At 65.7% G+C, this 18,819-nt stretch carries 13 protein-coding genes; 9 read left to right on the top strand and 4 right to left on the bottom strand.

Annotated elements, in window-relative coordinates; translation table 11 throughout:
• Positions 1-5: 5 nt before the first annotated feature.
• Positions 6-980 carry a sugar-binding transcriptional regulator gene (locus CXX84_RS05180; RefSeq protein WP_102975632.1) on the bottom strand — a complete coding sequence of 325 codons (975 nt, stop codon included), beginning with the start codon at positions 978-980 and terminating at the stop codon, positions 6-8.
• Positions 981-1,106: 126 nt separating this feature from the next.
• Here CXX84_RS05180 and CXX84_RS05175 point away from each other — a divergent pair, with 126 nt between their 5' ends.
• From CXX84_RS05175 to glpK, 3 genes are all read left to right on the top strand, one after another.
• Positions 1,107-2,933, top strand: a complete 1,827-nt coding sequence (locus CXX84_RS05175) for a glycerol-3-phosphate dehydrogenase/oxidase (RefSeq protein WP_102975631.1) — start codon at positions 1,107-1,109, stop codon at positions 2,931-2,933.
• 90 nt (positions 2,934-3,023) lie between these two features.
• Positions 3,024-3,773, top strand: coding sequence for an MIP/aquaporin family protein (locus CXX84_RS05170; protein ID WP_102975630.1), 750 nt, complete (start codon positions 3,024-3,026; stop codon positions 3,771-3,773).
• Between the two features lie 48 nt (positions 3,774-3,821).
• Positions 3,822-5,336 (top strand): glycerol kinase GlpK, encoded by a 1,515-nt coding sequence (gene glpK, locus CXX84_RS05165; RefSeq protein WP_102975629.1) that lies wholly within the window; start codon positions 3,822-3,824, stop codon positions 5,334-5,336.
• An 86-nt stretch (positions 5,337-5,422) separates the two neighbouring features.
• On the opposite strand, the gene CXX84_RS05160 is transcribed toward glpK, so the two are convergent.
• Positions 5,423-7,756, bottom strand: a complete 2,334-nt coding sequence (locus CXX84_RS05160; RefSeq protein ID WP_102975628.1) for a PEP/pyruvate-binding domain-containing protein — start codon at positions 7,754-7,756, stop codon at positions 5,423-5,425.
• A 293-nt stretch (positions 7,757-8,049) separates the two neighbouring features.
• Here CXX84_RS05160 and leuS point away from each other — a divergent pair, with 293 nt between their 5' ends.
• The 5 genes from leuS to holA all read left to right on the top strand — a co-directional run bounded on the left by leuS (position 8,050) and on the right by holA (position 15,665).
• Positions 8,050-10,578, top strand: coding sequence for a leucine--tRNA ligase (leuS, locus tag CXX84_RS05155; RefSeq protein WP_102975627.1), 2,529 nt, complete (start codon positions 8,050-8,052; stop codon positions 10,576-10,578).
• Positions 10,579-10,634: 56 nt separating this feature from the next.
• The gene (locus CXX84_RS05150) at positions 10,635-11,615 is read left to right on the top strand and encodes a DegV family protein (RefSeq protein ID WP_102975626.1); all 981 of its coding nucleotides are present in this window, start codon (positions 10,635-10,637) and stop codon (positions 11,613-11,615) included.
• Positions 11,616-11,664: 49 nt separating this feature from the next.
• Positions 11,665-12,576, top strand: a complete 912-nt coding sequence (locus CXX84_RS05145) for a ComEA family DNA-binding protein (protein ID WP_102975625.1) — start codon at positions 11,665-11,667, stop codon at positions 12,574-12,576.
• Positions 12,577-12,648: 72 nt separating this feature from the next.
• Positions 12,649-14,715, top strand: coding sequence for a ComEC/Rec2 family competence protein (locus tag CXX84_RS05140; protein ID WP_223252977.1), 2,067 nt, complete (start codon positions 12,649-12,651; stop codon positions 14,713-14,715).
• Positions 14,649-15,665, top strand: a complete 1,017-nt coding sequence (gene holA, locus CXX84_RS05135) for a DNA polymerase III subunit delta (protein WP_102975624.1) — start codon at positions 14,649-14,651, stop codon at positions 15,663-15,665. Before CXX84_RS05140 ends, holA begins: the two co-directional genes overlap by 67 nt.
• 116 nt (positions 15,666-15,781) lie before the next feature.
• Here holA and rpsT read toward each other — a convergent pair whose 3' ends face one another.
• The gene (gene rpsT, locus CXX84_RS05130) at positions 15,782-16,042 is read right to left on the bottom strand and encodes a 30S ribosomal protein S20 (RefSeq protein ID WP_011692086.1); all 261 of its coding nucleotides are present in this window, start codon (positions 16,040-16,042) and stop codon (positions 15,782-15,784) included.
• A gap of 169 nt (positions 16,043-16,211) precedes the next feature.
• Entirely contained in the window at positions 16,212-16,775 is a 564-nt protein-coding gene (locus CXX84_RS05125; protein ID WP_102975623.1) for a type II toxin-antitoxin system PemK/MazF family toxin, read from the bottom strand.
• Positions 16,776-16,951: 176 nt separating this feature from the next.
• Here CXX84_RS05125 and lepA point away from each other — a divergent pair, with 176 nt between their 5' ends.
• Complete coding sequence (lepA, locus tag CXX84_RS05120) at positions 16,952-18,805, top strand: translation elongation factor 4 (protein ID WP_189337506.1); 1,854 nt, start codon at positions 16,952-16,954, stop codon at positions 18,803-18,805.
• The last annotated feature ends 14 nt before the right edge of the window (positions 18,806-18,819 follow it).

Raw genomic sequence — 18,819 nt, 5'->3', positions numbered from 1 at the left:
CGACTCTACCCATTGGCCGCAGCGAGCCCTTCGGAATCCACCAGACGCCGCGCGGTGGCCTCATCCAGGATCAGGTCGGTGGCCAGGTTGGCGGCCAGGGCACCGCGGAGGCCGTTGATCTTGGATACCCCGGACACTACGCAGATCCTCCGCCGGACCTGCCGCAGTTCCGTGAGGCCGGGCCCTGTGGATCTTTCATTGAGGACTATTCCGTCAGAGGATCCGTCGCCGCGGAAGAAGACGGTGGCGACGTCGCCCACTACATCCGAGGTCGCCAGGATGTTGAGATCGGTTTCATCAAGGTACCCGCCTGCGTAGACGTGGCTGGGGTAGTCCGCGTCCACCGACCCGACACCGAAGATGGCGATGCTCATCTTTGCCTGCAACTCGAGGATCCGCTGCACGCTGCGCTCATTCCACATAGCGGTTTTTGTAGCGGCGTGGTCGAAAAAGGCCGGTACGGGAAACTGTTCAACCCTCGCCCCATAGGCACTTCCGAAGCGCCGCATGATGTCACTGGCGTACGTAATGCCCGTGGTATGCATGTTGCCCGCACCGTTCAGTTGAACGATGACGCCGTCATGGGTGATCTTGCGGGTGAGGTGGCGGCTGACGGCGCTCAGGGTTGAACCCCAGGCGACCCCGATGATCGCGTTGGAGTCGACAAGCGGTCCGATGGTGCGTGCTGCCTGCATGGCTACGCGGTCCAGGGTTTCTGCTTCGTTCAGTGTCTCCAGAACCGGTACCACGTGGACGTCCACACCAAACCGCCGGCGGATCCTGCCTTCGAGTTCGGGGCCCGTGTCCAGGGGGTTGCGGATCTGGATCTGCACCAGTCCGGATTCGCGCGCGGAGGACAGGAGCCGCGAGACGGTGGACCTCGAAGTCCTGAGTTCCCGGGCTATGGCATCCATGGTGAGGTCCTGCAGATAATACATTTGTGCAGCTCGCAGCGCCTCAGAGTGCCGGGAAGGATCCATTACTGCTCCGGTCTGCACGTTTGTGCATAGTCCTTGACGCCATTTTCCATTACTCCGAAGAATAGTTGAGAACGGCGGGTTCATCCATTCGGTGGCCCGCGCCACACAAAGCCCAAGGGAGTCGTTTTGGGACCCAAGGATTCAACCGGCGGACAATCTGCTTCAGCGGCGAAGCCGGGAGTCGAGCGCAGTTCAGTACAGCATCTTCGGCGCCGCCCGCACGCAAAGGTACTCGTGGTTGGCGGCGGGATCAACGGGGTAGGAACATTCCGCGACCTTGCGCTGCAGGGCGTGGATGTTGCCCTCGTCGAGCGCGGTGACTACTGCCAGGGAGCCAGCGGCGCGTCGTCCCACATGATCCATGGCGGGATCCGGTACCTCGAGAACGGCGAGTTCCGCCTGGTGCAGGAATCCGTGGTGGAGCGCAACCGGCTGCTCCGCATCGCTCCGCATTATGTGAAGCCGCTGCAGACCACCATCCCCATCTTCAGCACGTTTTCCGGCGTACTCTCGGCGCCCCTCCGGTTCCTGACCCACAAACAGCAGGGCAAGCCCAAGGAACGCGGAGCTTTCCTCATCAAACTGGGCCTCAGCCTGTACGACTCCTTCTCCCGCGACGGCGGCACAGTTCCGCGGCACCAGTTCCGCACCGGCCAGCGGGCCCGTGCCGAACTCCCCAGCCTCCGCCCGGACGTCAAATACACCGCCACCTACTTCGATGCGTCGGTGCACAACCCGGAACGGCTCACGCTCGATGTCCTCCAGGACGGGGAGAAAGCCGGAGGGGCGGCTGTGGGCGAAGGCAACGCCCAGGGCAACACAGCCCGGGCCAGCAACTACGTTTCATTGCAGTCCATGACCGGTCAACCCAATCCAGGAACCGGCCGGGGCAGCACTGTCCGGCTGCGGGACGAACTGACCGGGGAGGAGTTCGATTTCACGGCAGACGTGATAGTTAACACCACCGGTGCCTGGGTGGATCTCACGAACGAAGCAATGGGTACTGCCTCCGCTTTCATGGGCGGCACCAAGGGGTCCCACATCGTACTGGACCACCCGGCGCTCCTGGAGGCCTGCCGTGGCCGGGAGATCTTCTTCGAACACACCGACGGCCGGATCGTCCTGATCTATCCAATGGGGGACCGGGTCCTCGTGGGCACAACCGACGTCTACGCAGACATGGCGGAAGACGCAGTCTGCACAGACGAAGAAATCGGATACTTTTTCGAACTGATCGGCCATGTCTTCCCGGACATCGCAGTCACGCATGAGCAGATTGTGTACACCTTTTCCGGTGTTCGTCCCCTCCCGCGCCATGACGCTGCCCAGCCCGGCTTCGTCTCCCGCGACTACCGCATTGAACGCCGCGAACCCGGCACCGGCGGGGACGGGCAGGGCGCCGTTGTACTGAGCCTGGTGGGCGGCAAGTGGACCACCTTCCGTGCCCTTGCCGAACACATGACCAACGATGTCCTGGCCGAACTCGGCATGGAGCGCAAGGTCTCCACAGCGCAGCTGCCCATCGGCGGCGGAGCGAACTTCCCTGCCGATGAGGCCGGTGTGCAGAAGTGGATCAAGGAACACATGGCCGCCGGCCGCGATGCTGACCGGACCGCGGGCCTCCTGACCCGGTACGGGACCCGGGCGGAGTCCGTCATGGGGTACCTCGATGCCGGACCAGACAGGCTGCTGCATTCCACCCGTGAACTGAGCGTCCGCGAGCTTGAGTTCATGGCAGCCCAGGAGCAGGTGGGACACCTGGTGGACATCCTGATCCGCCGGACCTCGCTGGCTTTCCGGGGCCTGGTAACAGGCGAACTGCTCAATGAGGTGGCGGACGTACTGTCAGTACCCATGGGCTGGAACGCCGCAGCCCGCGCAGCGGAAATCAAGCACGCGCAGGACGTTCTCCAGCGGTTCCACCGCGTGGAAACCCACAGCCTGGTCGCCTAGGACCTGGCTGCAGGCCGGGGCGGCAACCCGCCCCGGCCCAAAGTCCTTCAACCCGCGAAGGGCTCACAACAAAATACAAAGGAGTCAAAGATGTCTCTTGGAATTGTTTTCTTATCCGAAGTGTTCGGAACGGCGATGCTAACCCTGCTGGGTTGCGGTGTCGTCGCCAACGTTGCCCTGAGGGGGACAAAAGGCAACAGCGGCGGGTTCCTGATGGTCACCTGGGGCTGGGGCATCGCTGTCTTCGCCGGCGTCTTTGTGGCCGCAAAGTCCGGGGCGCACCTTAATCCCGCTGTCACGCTCGGGATTCTGGTCGAAGGCAAGAGGCCGTATGCACCGGACGTACCCATAGATTTAGCATCGACGCTGACGTATTTCGGCGGAGAACTCCTGGGTGCTTTCCTCGGCGCCGTGGCCTGCTGGTTCGCCTATAAGCAGCACTTCGACGCGGAACCGGAAGTTGCCAGCAAGCTTGGCGTCTTCTCCACGGGTCCCGCCATCCGCTCCACCCCCTGGAACCTGGTGACGGAGATCATCGGCACCTTCGTCCTGGTGTTCGTGATCCTCGCCTTTGGTGGAACGCCGTCCGGCCTGGGCCCGCTGGCGGTTGCCCTGCTTGTTGTCGGCATCGGTGTCTCCCTCGGCGGCCCCACCGGCTACGCCATCAATCCTGCCCGCGACCTTGGTCCCCGCATCGCCCATGCCCTTCTCCCGATCAAGGGCAAGGGGTCAAGCGACTGGGGCTACTCGTGGATCCCCGTGGTAGGCCCCTTGGTAGGCGGTGCCCTGGGCGGCATCGTTGCCAAAGCGGTTCCCATTATCTCCCTGGCCGCTGCCTAGCTTCCTGCACCACCTGACCACACCCATAATCAGACAAGGACGTCAATCATGAACCAGTACGTAATCGCCATTGACCAGGGAACCACCAGCACCCGCGCGATCATCTTCGACCACAGCGGAAACATCGTGTCCTCGGGCCAGATGGAGCACAAACAGATCTTCCCGCAGGCCGGTTGGGTGGAGCACGACGCTGCCGAAATCTGGAACAACACCAGGGAGGTCATCGCGTCTGCCCTGTCCAAGGCGAACCTGACCCGCCACGATATCGCCGCCGTCGGAATTACCAACCAGCGTGAAACCGCCGTGGTGTGGGACAAGACCACCGGCGAAGCCGTCTATAACGCCATCGTCTGGCAGGACACCCGCACGCAGGACATCGTCAATGACCTCGCCAAGGACGGCGGTCCGGACCGCTTCAAGCAAAAAGTGGGCCTGCCGCTGGCGACCTACTTCTCGGGTACCAAGATCAAATGGATTCTTGACAACGTGGAAGGTGCGCGGGCCAAAGCTGAAGCCGGTGACCTGGTGTTCGGCAACACCGATTCCTGGGTGCTGTGGAACCTGACCGGCGGCATCAACGGCGGCGTCCACGTCACGGACGTCACCAACGCCTCCCGCACGCTGTTCATGGACCTTGAGACCCTGCAGTGGGACGACGAGATCCTTGGAATCTTCGGTGTTCCCCGGACCATGATGCCGGAGATCAAGTCCTCGTCCGAGGTCTATGGCACCGTGCACACCTCCCAGCTCCTGCGGGAAGTTCCCGTGGCCGGAATCCTCGGCGACCAGCAGGCCGCCACGTTCGGCCAGGCCGCCTTCCAGACCGGCGAGGCCAAGAACACCTACGGCACGGGCTGCTTCCTGATCTTCAACACTGGCGAGGAAATCGTCCATTCGAAGAACGGGCTGCTGACCACCGTGGGTTACAAGCTCGGGGACGCGGCGCCGCACTACGCCCTGGAAGGGTCCATCGCCGTCACCGGCTCGCTGATCCAGTGGTTGCGGGACAACCTGGGCATGATCAGCAGCGCACCCGAGGTGGAAACCCTCGCGGCCTCCGTCGAGGACAACGGCGGCGTGTACATCGTCCCGGCCTTCTCCGGCCTCTTTGCTCCCTACTGGCGCTCGGACGCGCGCGGAGCGATCGTCGGGCTGACCAGGTTCGTGAACAAGAACCACATTGCACGCGCGGCCCTGGAGGCTACCGCCTTCCAGACCCGCGAGGTCCTGGACGCCGTGAACGCTGACTCCGGCGTTCCGCTCACCGAGCTGAAGGTCGACGGCGGCATGGTGGCCAACGATGCGCTGATGCAGTTCCAGGCGGACATCCTGGGCGTTCCCGTGATCCGGCCGAAGGTTGTGGAAACCACAGCCCTCGGTGCCGCCTACGCAGCCGGCCTGGCTGTCGGTTTCTGGAAGGACCTGGGGGAGTGCTCGGCCAACTGGTCTGAGGACAAGCGCTGGGAACCCCGGATGGACCAGGCGGAGCAGGACCGGCAGTTGCGCCTCTGGAAGAAGGCCGTGACCAAGTCCATGGACTGGGTTGACGAGGACGTCCGCTAGCCTTTTCCGCTCCTCAAGAGGGGCCGATGACTTCCGCCTGCCGCACCAGCGGAGAGTCATCGGCCCCTTTTGCTGCCTGTCCACCCTCAGCCTTCGTGGGGTTCCACTGTTCCTGCGTTGCCGTCTACTGTTACCAGCTGGCCCGTGTAGAGGATCTGGGTGGCGTTGCCGGTACCCACGACGGCCGGGATGCCGTACTCACGGGCAATCAAGGATGCGTGGGCCGCAAGGTTTCCGGTGTCCGTTACCACCGCTGACGCGGACGCGAAGAGTGGGGTCAAGGCCGGTGCCGTTGCCCGGGCAACCAGGACTTCGCCCGGCTTGAAGGTCGTGACATCCGCGGGAGCGTCCACAACGCGGACCCGGCCGCGGGTCCTTCCGGGGCTTGCGGGATGGCCAACAAGCGCACCCCGGGAATGGTTGCCAGTGCTGCGGGCAGACTGCGCTATCCGGTCGAATGTATTGCCGGACAGCGGCACCCGGCCCAACATCAGCGGCGCGGCCAGTTTCCTTTGCCGGAGCCAGTCCTCACGGCGTCTGGCAACGGCGTCCTGTTGTGGTGGTGCGTCGGGCCGCAGGTCCCGGCGCTTCAGGAAGTAGACGTCGCTGGAGCTGTTGATGACGCCGGCTTGCCGCAACTGCACCCCGATGGCTTCTGCACAGCGGCGCAAGAGGGGCCAGCCCAGGGTGAAGTCCCGGGCCTGCTCCTCCCGCAACAGTGCATAGTGCTGGGCAACAGCAAGCACGGTGTCGAAACGGCGGAGATGACGGGTGCCCCGGAGGATCATCCGGCAGTCGGCTTCGGCGGACCGCCGCCGGTCAGCGGCGGCGGTGGAATCTCCGGCCGTGGATCCGGCCTGTCCGGCGGGCTCCTCACCCGCCACCCGGTGGTACCAGTCCAGGCTGTAGACAGCATGCGGGACGACGGCCGGCGGGGATGGAAGCAGGCCGCCCAGCAGGACCTGGTATCCGCCGCCGCGGTGCAGTCCCTGCCGGTGCGGTCCGCGTTCCTGCCTCCCCGCCAGGGAAGGGGCCAGGTGCCTGCGCCAGATCCTTGCCAACACCAGTTCCATCTTCCAGGCGGCACCGCCCGTAGCGGAAAAGAACCACAGGTACTGCCCGGCCGCCCGGGCCACCAGTTCAATGGTCTCCAGGAGCTCATCCAGGCTGGCCGAAGGGGCAACATCGCCCGCCGCCAGGGTGCGGCAGGCCGGAAGCAGCCGGGTGCGCCACTCGTACTCCAGGTCCCGCAGGACGGCCCGGTCCGCGCCTGCGGGATCAATCATGGGCCGCACGACGGCGTTGAAAAAGTAAGGCAGGGAATGCGGCCTGCCACCAAACAGCACGTGGGGGAGGGCCCGCAACGTGGGTGGGGCAACGTAGTACCAACCGTTGACCGTGGCGTTGCCCATGGGAAGCCTGATTCCGGCCGAGCGGGCAACGGCATCGTTATAGGCCGCGTCGATGCCGGGAACCAGCCAGTCCATAAAAAGCGGCGTAACCGGCTCTGGGAGCCATTCCCCCAGCCGGAAGTTCCTCAGCCAGACGCCCTTGCCCGGTGCCTTCCACGTCACCGGTTCGGGGATTGCTGTCATCGGACGGGCCTGCAGGACCTGTACCTGGCCGGAACTGTCCAGGGCCCACTCAACGTCCTGCGGGCAGCCGAAGTATGAGGCGACGTGCACGGCGAGGGCGGCTACCGCCGTCGCGCTTTCCAGCGTGAGGACGTGCGAACCCCGCCTCCGGCTCACCACGCCGTCGCGCGCCAGCCATTCCTCCCCGTCCTCCGCACCACCCACCAGGTTTTCGCCCAGCCCTTTGACCGCGGAGACCAAAGTTTCGTTACGGGAACCAGTCAGGGGATTTGCCGTGAAGGCGACCCCCGCTGCAACAGGATCAAGCATCTGCTGGACGAGGACGGCCATGCGCGCACTGTCGAGCGGCGCCGCTGGTTCACTGTCCAAACCAGCACCAGCCCGCAGCCGGAGCGGATCCTGGTAGGCCCGGACCCTGGCGGCGTCAGCCGAGGCGCAGCACCGGACAACGGCCGCGGCGAGGTCGCCGTCGCTTAAGCCCAGGTAGCTTTCATACATTCCGGCATAGGAGGCACCGGGCAGGTCCTCGGCGGCCGCAGAGGAGCGGACGGCATACGGTCCGGGGCCGGCTGCGCGGGCGGCGGCCTGAAGGTGACGGTCCCAGTTCTCCTGCCAGCCCGGGCGCTCTGCCATGGCGCGGCCGGTCACAACGAAGCCCGGAGGAACGGGGAAACCGGCGGCCATCAGTTCGGACAATACCGCCGCCTTGCCGCCGGCTGCCTCACGGCGCAGGGGGACCGGCCCGCCAAGCGGAGGGAAGAGCCGGCCGGGCGGGGGCCCGCCGCTGAAGCCTTCAAGCGTGTCATCGCCGGAGTCGTCACCCAAAGGAGCCACCCTGCTGTGTAGGAAGGTCGTTGCCCGGCTCAAGTCTAGTGACGGCGGGCAACGGCGGTACAGGCCCGGTGCAGGGCGGCAGGCCGCTTTGGTGCGCTAAAGTGGTTGCATGCGTGCGATCCTTCTGCTTAGCAAGCCGCCCGGTATCCGAATCAACGGATAGCGTGCGGCAGCCCCTCCATGGCGAGGGGCTTTTGTGTGTCCGGGAACATTTTCCGGTGGCAGCAGGGGGATCAGGCCGTTATGGCAGCACAGATGCCATAACAGAACAGAAGAGGGCAGCAGTGGGCGTTCAGCCGGAGACAGAGACCGGAACAGCAGCAACAGTGTCAGCGGACGTGCCTGAGGAGGGCACCTACAGCTTCACGGCGATGGAGGCCAAATGGCCGCAGGTATGGGAAGACCTTAAGGTCTTCACGCCTGTGGACGACGGGTCCCGCGAGCGCCGCTACGTGTTGGACATGTTCCCCTACCCGTCCGGTGACCTGCACATGGGCCACGCGGAAGCATTCGCCATGGGCGACGTGGTGGCCCGCTACCTGCGCCAGAAAGGCTACGACGTCCTGCACCCGATCGGCTGGGACTCCTTTGGCCTGCCCGCGGAAAACGCGGCCATCAAACGCAATGCCCACCCCAGCGAGTGGACCTACGCCAACATCGACACCCAGGCCGCGTCCTTCAAGCGGTACGCCATCTCGGCTGACTGGTCCCGGCGGCTGCACACCTCGGACCCGGAGTACTACCGCTGGACACAGTGGCTGTTCAAGCGCTTCTACGAGCGCGGCCTGGCGTACCGCAAAGACTCCCCGGTCAACTGGTGCCCCAAGGACCAGACCGTCCTGGCCAACGAACAGGTTGTCAACGGTGCCTGCGAACGCTGCGGAACCACCGTCACCAAGAAGTCACTCAACCAGTGGTACTTCAAGATCACCGAGTACGCGGACCGCCTGCTCGATGACATGGAGCAGCTGCGCGGGCACTGGCCCGAACGCGTGCTGGCCATGCAGAAAAACTGGATCGGCCGCTCCGAGGGTGCGCACGTCAACTTTGTGATCGAGGCCGACGGCGGCAGGCCCGCCAAGGAGGTAACGGTCTTTACCACCCGCCCCGACACCCTGTACGGCGCAACCTTCTTTGTGGTGGCCGCAGACGCGCCGCTCGCCGTCGAACTCGTCACTGACGAGCACGCCGCTGCCCTGGACGAGTACCGCGAACAGGTCAAGGCGCTCTCCGAGATCGAACGCCAGTCCACAGAGCGGGAGAAGACCGGCGTCTTCACCGGCCGCTACGCCATCAACCCGCTGAACGGGGAGAAGTTGCCGGTATGGGCGGCCGACTACGTCCTGGCTGACTACGGCACGGGCGCCATCATGGCCGTGCCCGCCCACGACCAGCGCGACCTCGACTTCGCCCGGAAGTTCGACCTGCCCGTGCGGGCAGTCCTGGATACCGGCGAGGAAGACCCCGCAGTGTCCGGCACTGCCACGGCGGGGGAGGGCACCCTGATCAATTCGGGCGACCTGGACGGCCTGCCCAAGACTGAAGCCATCCCGGCCGCTATCGCGATGCTGGAGAAGCAGGGCACGGGCGAGAAGTTCGTGAACTTCCGGCTGCGCGACTGGCTGTTGAGCCGCCAGCGCTTCTGGGGCACCCCCATCCCCATCATCCATTGCCCGTCCTGCGGCGAGGTTCCGGTCCCCGATGAGCAGCTGCCCGTCACCCTGCCCTCCGACCTGCGCGGCGAGGATTTGTCACCGAAGGGCACTTCACCCCTGGCCGCGGCCGAGGCCTGGGGTAACGTCGAGTGCCCCTCCTGCCATGGCCCGGCCAAGCGGGACACCGACACCATGGACACCTTCGTGGACTCGTCCTGGTACTTCCTGCGCTTTGTGTCACCGCAGTACACGGAAGGTCCCTTCGATCCGGAGAAAATCAACGACTGGATGCCCGTGGGCCAGTACGTCGGTGGCGTCGAGCACGCCATCCTGCACCTGCTGTACGCCCGGTTCTTCACTAAGGTCATCAACGATCTCGGCCTGATCGAAGCCAATGAGCCCTTCACCGCGCTGCTGAACCAGGGTCAGGTGCTCAACGGCGGCAAAGCCATGAGCAAGTCGCTGGGCAACGGCGTGGACCTCGGCGAGCAGCTGGACAAGTACGGCGTGGACGCGGTCCGCCTCACCATGATCTTCGCCTCACCGCCCGAGGACGACGTGGACTGGGCAGACGTTTCGCCGTCCGGTTCGGCGAAGTTCCTTGCCCGCGCCTGGCGTCTCGCCCAGGATGTGGCGAGCGAACCGGGCGTCGACGCCACCACCGGGGACCGTGCCCTGCGCTCCGTAACCCACCGGACCATTGCCGACGCGGCCGAACTGCTGGACGCCAACAAGTTCAACGTGGTGGTGGCCAAGCTGATGGAGCTGGTGAATGCCACCCGCAAGGCCATCGACGCCGGGGCCGGCGGAGCGGACCCGGCAGTCCGCGAAGCCGCGGAGGCAGTAGCGGTGATTTTGAGCCTCTTCGCCCCCTACACGGCGGAGGATATGTGGAGCGTCCTGGGGCATCCCGCGTCGGTGGCAAACGCCGGCTGGCCAACCCACGACGAGTCACTGCTGGTGCAGGACACCGTCACCGCCGTGGTGCAGGTGCAGGGCAAGGTCCGCGACAGGCTGGAGGTTTCCCCCTCCGTGTCCGAGGACCAGCTGCGTGAGCTGGCGCTGGCCTCGGACAACGTCCGGCGTGCCCTTGACGGCCGCGGCATCCGCACCGTGATTGTCCGCGCCCCTAAACTGGTCAACATCGTCCCGGCCTAAGCCGGACCAGGCCGCCGGAACCCTCCGGCGGCCTGTTGTGACCCCAGGAGGCCTCCTTGCCCGACCGTGACGCTGCCTGGCCCTGGGTCCGTGCCCGCCTGTTGGCGCGCCGCCGGCAGGAAGGCGTCGCGGTCCCGCCGGACGTCGTCGTGCGTACTGCCGTGGTCACTGATTCGGCAGCCGCGCTGCCGGCTGATTTTAGTGCCGCATTCAGTGGTGACGGACGCTTGACCGTGATTCCCATGCCCGTGATGGTGGGTGCTGACATCTACGGTGAGGGCGAAGACGACATCTCCGAGACCATTGCCCTCGCGCTGGCCAGCGGAACCTCCGTGAAGACCTCGCGGCCCTCGCCCGGACAGTTCGAGCAGGCTTACCGTTCGGCCCAGCAAAAGGGTTTCGAAGCAGTGGTGTCTGTCCACATCTCCAGTGAGCTGTCCGGCACGGCTGACGCTGCCCGGCTGGCTGCCACCCGGGTGGGCATCCCGGTGGAGGTCGTCGACTCCCGGACGGTCGGGATGGCCCTGGGCATGGCGGTCCAGGCAGGTGTCCGCGCAGCGGCCGACGGCGGCGACGCGTCCGCCGTTGCCGCTGCCGCAGCGGAACAGGCCGCGCGGACCAAAGTGTATTTCTACGTCCCCAGCCTGGAACAGCTGCGCCGCGGGGGCCGGATTGGCCCGGCAGCCTCCCTGCTGGGCACCATGCTCGCCATCAAGCCCATCCTGGCCGTCGACGGCGGCAGGATCGTGCCGCTGGAAAAGGTACGGTCAGCTGCCAGGGCGGTTGCCCGCCTGGAGGAGATCGTCGCGTCAGACGCCGGCGCCCGTCCCGCTTCTGCCGTCCGGCTCGCCGTCCACCACTTCGGAAACCCCGAAGAGGCATTAAGCCTCTCCGGACGACTGGCCGAAGCCTTGCCGCAGTGCCCTCCTGCCCAAACCAGTTCCCTCCCCGCCGTCCTCGCGGCCCACGCGGGACTCGGAGTCCTGGCGGTCATCGTGGGCGAAGAGCTGACGGAAACCGACAGCCTTTCCACATAACGGGCGCCGGCCGTGGTGCCTCCACCCTGGGTGTCCCTAGCGTGAAGCTATGTCACGCCGGGATGCTGGAGCAGCAGGTCGTCCGGCGCGCCATGCCAGAACCCGGCTCCAGGCGACGCTGGGCGAGTCACCCTCAGGCCTGCTGCTGGACGCCGACCGGAACGAACCCTTCGAATACCAGGGCATCGAGGGGCAGGATCGGGATGGCGCCCGCGGGTTGTTGACCGGACAGGACCCGGATCCCTCGTCCGTGGCCGTGGGACCGGCGCTTCGGTGGCGGACGGGGCCGCGCCTGGCGGTGCTTCTGGGCATTCTTGCTGTTGCTGCCGGGGCCTGGTTTTGGTGGCAGGCGGAAGCAGGCCGGCCGGAGATCCTGCCGCTCACTGGCGTCAGCCCCGGCAGTCCGGAACCTGGACCGGCAGGGAAAAGTACTCCCGGCGGAGACAGTGAAACCGCTAGTGATCCTGGTGCAGTCCCGGAAGGTGACGGACCTGGAACCGCCGGCGCTGTCGTGGTCCACGTTGCCGGAGCGGTGGCCAGGCCGGGAGTAGTCCAGCTACCCGCAGGCAGCAGGGTGCATGAAGCCATCGCCGCCGCCGGAGGCGGGACACCGGGAGCCTGGCTGGACCGGCTGAATCTGGCCCTGGTGGTGCAGGACGGCCAGAAAATCCATGTCCCCCGGGAAGGCGCGGAGATTCCCGCCGCCGATGCCGGTGGCGAAGACCCGGAAAGCGGAGAGGGCGCTGGCAGCACCGGCACGGCTGCAGGAGGCAAGATCAACCTCAACACGGCAGGCGTGGAGGAGCTGGATACCTTGCCTAAAGTCGGCCCGGTCCTTGCCCGGCGCATTGTGGACTGGCGGAAGGAACATGGGGCCTTCAAAACCGTTGAGGAGCTTGACGCTGTTGACGGGGTAGGGCCCAAGATGCTTGAGACCTTGCTGCCGCTGGTGACCGTATGACCAGCTCGGGTGGGGGTCAGCCAGATGAATAGCGGCGGGGAGAAGCCTCGGACGAGTCCCTGGAACCGCTACGTGGAATCGGCAGTCAGGGGACCGGGCCCTGGACCTGATGGAGCCGGCAAGGTGGGGCTGGGTGCAGGCACAGGCCAGCACGCCGGGAACAATCCGGGCGCCGGTTCGGGACCTGTGGAAGGGCGGCACCGCACGTTTGAGGTCGTTCCCTCCGGCCGCCGCCGGGCCCGGCAACAGTGGGGCCGTGTGTGGGACAACGCGCGCCAGCGGGTGGGGAAGGCCGGGTCAGGGAAAGATCGCGACGGCGGAGATGAGGCGCCGCGCCGCCGCATGGACGTGCGGCTCGCCATGCCCGCTGCAGCGGTGTGGGCGGCAGCGCTTGCTGGTCTTTGGCTGCAGCCCGCCGCCTTGGCAGTTCTCTGTTGCGGTTGTGTTGCTGCCGGCGTGCTGATGCTGAAACGGCCCGGCCGGCGATCAGCCGGGTTCCGCGGGCGCAGGGCACCCGAAGCAGGACGCGAACCCGCCCGCCGCAGTTTCCTGGCAACCGGCGCCGTTGCGCTCTTCCTGGCAGCTGCCACTGCCGCGCATTCGGCGGTGGCAGCCGGCCAGCGGTTTGAAGGTCCCCTGGCGGAGGCGATTGCGTCGGGAAAGTCAGCAGTCGCCGTCGTCGAGGTGGCAGGAGCCCCCCGCCCGCTCGCGGCCCCCGGCCAGGCAGGCCCGCCGGAGCGGTGGTCCGTACCTGTCTGGACCCGGGACGTCAGCACCGGTGGGGTCCTGCTCCGGACCAGGGCGCAACTGATGGTGATGGGTGGCGGCGCCTGGGGCAACGTGGTACCCGGCCAGGTGCTCCGTGCAGCGGGAAAGCTTAGGCCGGCTGATCCGGGGAGGGAGGAAGCGGGTATTCTCGCGGCTTCCGCTGCCCCTGGGAAACCCGGCCAGTCACCAATCCTGGAGCGGTCCGCCAAAGAACTGCGGGAGCGGTTCGTGGCCGCATCTTCATTCCTGGCACCCGATCCCCGGGGCCTGCTGCCGGGCATGGTCACGGGGGATACAAGTGCCTTGGATGAGGGCCTCAACAACGCCATGAAGGTGGTGGGCATGACGCACTTGACCGCCGTCAGCGGGGCGAATTGCGGCCTGGTCCTCGGGGCGCTGCTGCTGGCATGCCGGTCCCTGCGCCTGCCGCGGCTGCCGGCTGCTGTACTGGCCGCCGGCGGGCTTGGCCTGTTCGTGGTACTCGTGGGTCCTGATGCCAGTGTCCTGCGGGCGGCCCTCATGGGTGCAGTGGCGGTTGTCTCGCTGGCAGGAGGGCGGGCCGGGCGGGGCCTGAGTTTCCTGTGCCTGGCTGTGATCGGTCTCCTGCTGATGGATCCCGGGCTGGGGTCGAGTTTCGGGTTCCTTCTGTCCGTTCTGGCTACCCTGGGAATTATTGTTCTGGGGCGGTGCATCATTGATTGGACGCCGAAGTGCGTACCGCGCTGGGCGGCCGCAGCAGTGGCTGTTCCGTTGTCGGCCCAGCTGCTGTGCGGGCCGGTGATTGTCCTCCTGCAACCCCAGTTTTCAAGCTACTCGCTGCTGGCCAACGTGATTGCCTCGCCCCTGGTGGCCCCGGTGACACTGTTGGGCACCGCAGCCGTGCCCCTGCTGGTTCTGGTGCCGTGGCCGGCCACCGCGCTCATCGCAGTGGCCGGAACCTTCAGCGCCGGCGTCGCCGGGACGGCAAGGTTCGCCTCACAACTCCCGGGCGCATCCCTCCCGTGGCCGGAAGGCATCCCCGGTCTACTGACCATGCTGTTCCTGTCCATGCTGACCTACGGAGCTGTCTGGGCTGCAGCCCGGCCGCGCCGGTTCATCCGCTGCATCCTTTTCTGCCACCGGCGCCTCGTTTCCCTCATCGAAGTCCTGGAAACATCGGCAATCACAATACTGCGCCGCGCGGGCGGCGCAACGTCGCATGGGCCGCACCGGGATAAGGCGGGACCGCCTGCTCCTGGCTTGGAGCAGGCGGCCGGACGTGGCAGGCTGGAGTATTCCACAGACCTTTCCGGAAGGAACCCACGATGGCCGCTGCACAAAAGCGAGCAACCCGTTCCCCGGCATCAAACGCGGCAACCTGGCGGGATGTAACCCCTGCCGCGGTTGTGCTTATCAGCGGCCCGGAGGAGTACCTGGGCATCAGGGCCATGGACCGGATCCGTGCGCAGGTGCGGACCTCCGCCCCGGACGTGGAGGTCAGCCGCATCAACGCGTCATCCTACGAGCCGGGCACCCTGCTGATGCAGGTCAGCCCATCCCTTTTCGGCGAAAGCAAGCTCATCGAGGTGGAGGCCGTCGAGGCCATGAACGACGCCTTCCTCGCCGACGCCCTCCGGTATGTGGACCATACGGAAGCCGACGCTGTCCTGGTCCTGCGGCACGGCGGGGGAGTCCGCGGAAAGAAACTCCTCGACGCAGTCAAAAAGGGCGGCTGGCCCGTGGTGGACTGCCAGCCCCTCAAAAAGGACGCCGACAAGATGGCCTTCGTCTCCGCTGAGTTCAAATCCGGCGGCCGGCGCATCGAGCAGGACGCCGTCCAGGCCCTCGTGAACGCGGTGGGGGCCAACCTCTCAGAGCTTGCGGCGGCCTGCAGCCAGCTGATCGCCGACGCCGGATCCACCGTAACCTCCGACGTCGTGGACCAGTACTACGGCGGGCGCATCGAGGCGACTGCCTTCAAGGTTGCCGACGCCGCAATGGCCGGCAATGCTCCCGTGGCCCTGTCCACGCTTCGCCATGCCCTCGCCACCGGAGCGGACCCTGTTCCGCTGGTGGCCGCGCTGGCCGCAAAGCTCCGCACGGTTGCGAGGGTGGCAGGAGCATCCGGATCCTCGGCCCAGATAGCAGCGGAGCTGGGCATGCAGCCCTGGCTGGTCGAGCAGGCCCAACGGGATGTCCGGCGGTGGACTCCCGACGGACTGGTGCGGTCCATCCAGGCAACGGCAGAAGCGGATGCCCAGGTCAAAGGGCTCTCCCGCGACCCTGTTTACGCCGTGGAGCATGCAGTGACCGTGATAGCCATGTCCGTCCAGGGCAGGTAGGGCGGCAACAAGGGGACGAGCAACCAGCACCCCACCCAACGGCACAGCGCTTAAAGGGCTGTGGCCGGTACCCGAGAGTACCGGCCACAGCCATCAGTTCAGGCGAACTGGAAACCTTACAGTGCGTTGACCTTCTTGGAGATCGCCGACTTGCGGTTCGCTGCGTTGTTCTTGTGCAGAACACCCTTGCTGACAGCCTTGTCCAGCTTGCGGCTGGCAGCAACCAGGGCAGCAGCAGCTGCATCCTTGTCCGTGGACTCAACGGCGGTGTTGACGGCGCGGATGGCCGTCTTCAGCTCGGACTTGACTGCGTTGTTGCGCAGGCGTGCCTTCTCGTTGGTGAGGATGCGCTTCTTCTGGGACTTGATATTCGCCACGTGTGAACTCTCTTTTTAATGCGGAAATGGTCTAGAGGGCTTTCAGATTGGCCATTGACTGAGCGGCGTGGGGATACCTATGGCGGCCAACCATCAGTGGCCGTCGACCTGCACGGACACACAGCTATAAAGAATAGCAGGTCAGCGGCAGCACTGGCCATTTCAGGGATTACGGCCAGCCGTGTCGCCGGCGCAGGCCGGCCGCCACCTTGTCGAAACGGCCCCGGTCCAGCACGGCCCCTTCCCGGCGGATGGTGTCGGGCTGGAGCTGGAGGATGCGGTCGAGCCGGGCTTCGCTGGGCCGGCCCTGGCGGTCCCAGCCGCCAACACCAATGTCCACGTAGTCTTCGGATGCACCGGAGTCAGGAACACGGTCCCGGCTGGTCAGCATCAGCCCAAGCAGATATCCGCCGCTGTGTCCCACCAGCAGAACGGGCCGGTCCTTTCCGCGGCTGTAGTCCTCTTCGTAAGGCACCCACGCCCACACCACTTCTCCCGGGTCCGGTTTTCCGTTTGGTGTTGCTGCATAGCGGACGGTGAACCTTCCCTGGTAGTCCCCTGGATATGTATCGCCCGCACCAGGGCCGCCCGGGAGCCGTCCTCCACCGGACATTGGCGCCTTGCGGCCCGGCGAGGGATGGCGGGCAGGTGTCCCGGCATTACTTCCCGCCTTACGGAGTACCCGAAGGCCTGTCCTGACGGCGTCCTGCAGTGAACGGAGAGTGAAAACCATCCCGCCACCTTATAGCTGCCTTCCGGATAGGGGAATGACGGCTGCAACCGGGCCAAGATGCGGTATGGCGGGCAATGACGTGGGACACTGGAGGTTGAAAATGTGCGGCCTGTCCGCGGGCCGCCCACGGTGCGCCCCGGCGGTGGCCGTGGAAATGCCAACAGTAAGGACCCTGCGTGTCTCCCATGGCCCGCACCGCCCCGGTGCCCGCCGCGACAGATCCGGCCATTATTCGGAATTTCTGTATCATCGCGCACATTGACCACGGTAAGTCCACCCTGGCAGACCGGATGCTTCAGTTGACCGGTGTGGTCCAGCCCCGTGACATGAAGGCCCAGTACCTGGACCGGATGGACATCGAACGCGAACGCGGTATCACCATCAAGTCCCAGGCGGTCCGGATGCCGTGGGAACTGGATGGCAAGAGCTACGCGCTCAACATGATCGACACGCCGGGTCACGTCGACTTCACCTACGAGGTCTCCCGCTCCCTCGCAGCCTGCGAAGGAGCCATCCTCCTGGTGGACGCGGCTCAGGGCATCGAGGCCCAGACCCTCGCCAACCTGTACCTGGCGATGGAAAACAACCTCACGATCATCCCCGTTTTGAACAAGATCGACCTGCCGGCAGCGCAGCCGGAGAAGTACGCGGCGGAACTGGCCAGCCTCATCGGCGGCGACCCGGAGGACGTGCTGCGCGTCTCGGGGAAGACCGGCATGGGCGTTGAGCCGCTGCTGGACAAAATCGTCCGGGACCTGCCGGCTCCGGAAGGCGACGCCAACGCCCCGGCGCGCGCAATGATCTTCGACTCCGTCTACGACACCTACCGCGGCGTGGTTACCTACGTCCGCGTGGTGGACGGCATGCTCCACCCCCGGGAACGCATCCAGATGATGTCCACCCGCGCCACCCACGAACTCCTTGAGATCGGCGTCAGTTCACCGGAACCCACCCCCTCCAAGGGATTGGGCGTCGGCGAGGTCGGCTACCTCATCACCGGCGTGAAGGACGTGCGCCTGTCCAAGGTCGGCGACACCGTCACCAACCTCGCCAAGCCGGCCGCGGACTCGCTCCCCGGCTATGCCGACGCCAAACCCATGGTGTTCTCAGGCCTGTACCCGCTGGATGGAACCGACTACCCGGTGCTGCGCGATGCCCTGGAAAAGCTGATGCTGAATGATGCCGCGCTTGTGTACGAGCCTGAGACTTCCGCGGCACTGGGCTTCGGATTCCGCGTGGGCTTCCTTGGACTGCTCCACCTCGAAATCACCCGCGAACGGCTCGAGCGCGAATACAACCTGGACCTGATTTCCACCGCCCCCAACGTGGAATACGAAGTGACGCTGGAGGACAAGAAGGTGGTCCATGTGACCAACCCCAGCGAATACCCCTCCGGCAAGATCCACGAGGTCCGCGAACCGATGGTGTCCGCCACCATCCTCGCTCCGAACGAATTCGTCGGCGCAATCATGGAACTGTGCCAGAGCCGCCGCGGCGTGATGGGCGGCATGGACTACCTGTCCGAGGACCGGGTGGAAATCCGGTACCGCCTGCCGCTGGCGGAGATTGTGTTCGACTTCTTCGACATCCTCAAGTCCAAAACCCGCGGCTACGGGTCCCTGGACTGGAAGGCCGACGGCGACCAGGTGGCCGACCTCGTCAAGGTGGACATCATGCTCCAGGGCGAGCAGGTGGATGCGTTTTCCGCCATCACCCACCGCGACAAGGCCTACGCCTACGGGGTCATGATGACCACCAAGCTGCGTGAACTCATTCCCCGCCAGCAGTTCGAGGTGCCCATTCAGGCAGCCATCGGCTCCAGGATCATTGCCCGCGAAAGCATCCGCGCCATCCGCAAGGACGTACTCGCCAAGTGCTACGGCGGAGACATCTCCCGCAAGCGCAAACTGCTGGAAAAGCAGAAGGAAGGCAAGAAGCGCATGAAGATGGTGGGCCGCGTCGAGGTCCCCCAGGAAGCCTTCATTGCCGCGCTTACCACCGACGAATCCAAGGACAAGGCCAGGAAGTAGTGAACACAGCGTCC

It is taken from the genome of Arthrobacter sp. AFG7.2 (assembly GCF_002892835.1).
GTDB lineage: Bacteria > Actinomycetota > Actinomycetes > Actinomycetales > Micrococcaceae > Arthrobacter.
The sequence above is the reverse complement of the archived record's forward strand: the minus strand, read 5'-3'. Positions and strand labels throughout refer to the sequence as shown.

Coding starts and splice junctions, on each gene's coding strand:
- CXX84_RS05180 (WP_102975632.1), bottom strand. CDS start 980: ATGGATCCTTCCCGGCACTCTGAGGCGCTGCGAGCTGCACAAATGTAT.
- CXX84_RS05170 (WP_102975630.1), top strand. CDS start 3,024: ATGTCTCTTGGAATTGTTTTCTTATCCGAAGTGTTCGGAACGGCGATG.
- glpK (WP_102975629.1), top strand. CDS start 3,822: ATGAACCAGTACGTAATCGCCATTGACCAGGGAACCACCAGCACCCGC.
- CXX84_RS05145 (WP_102975625.1), top strand. CDS start 11,665: ATGTCACGCCGGGATGCTGGAGCAGCAGGTCGTCCGGCGCGCCATGCC.
- holA (WP_102975624.1), top strand. CDS start 14,649: ATGGCCGCTGCACAAAAGCGAGCAACCCGTTCCCCGGCATCAAACGCG.
- CXX84_RS05125 (WP_102975623.1), bottom strand. CDS start 16,775: ATGGTTTTCACTCTCCGTTCACTGCAGGACGCCGTCAGGACAGGCCTT.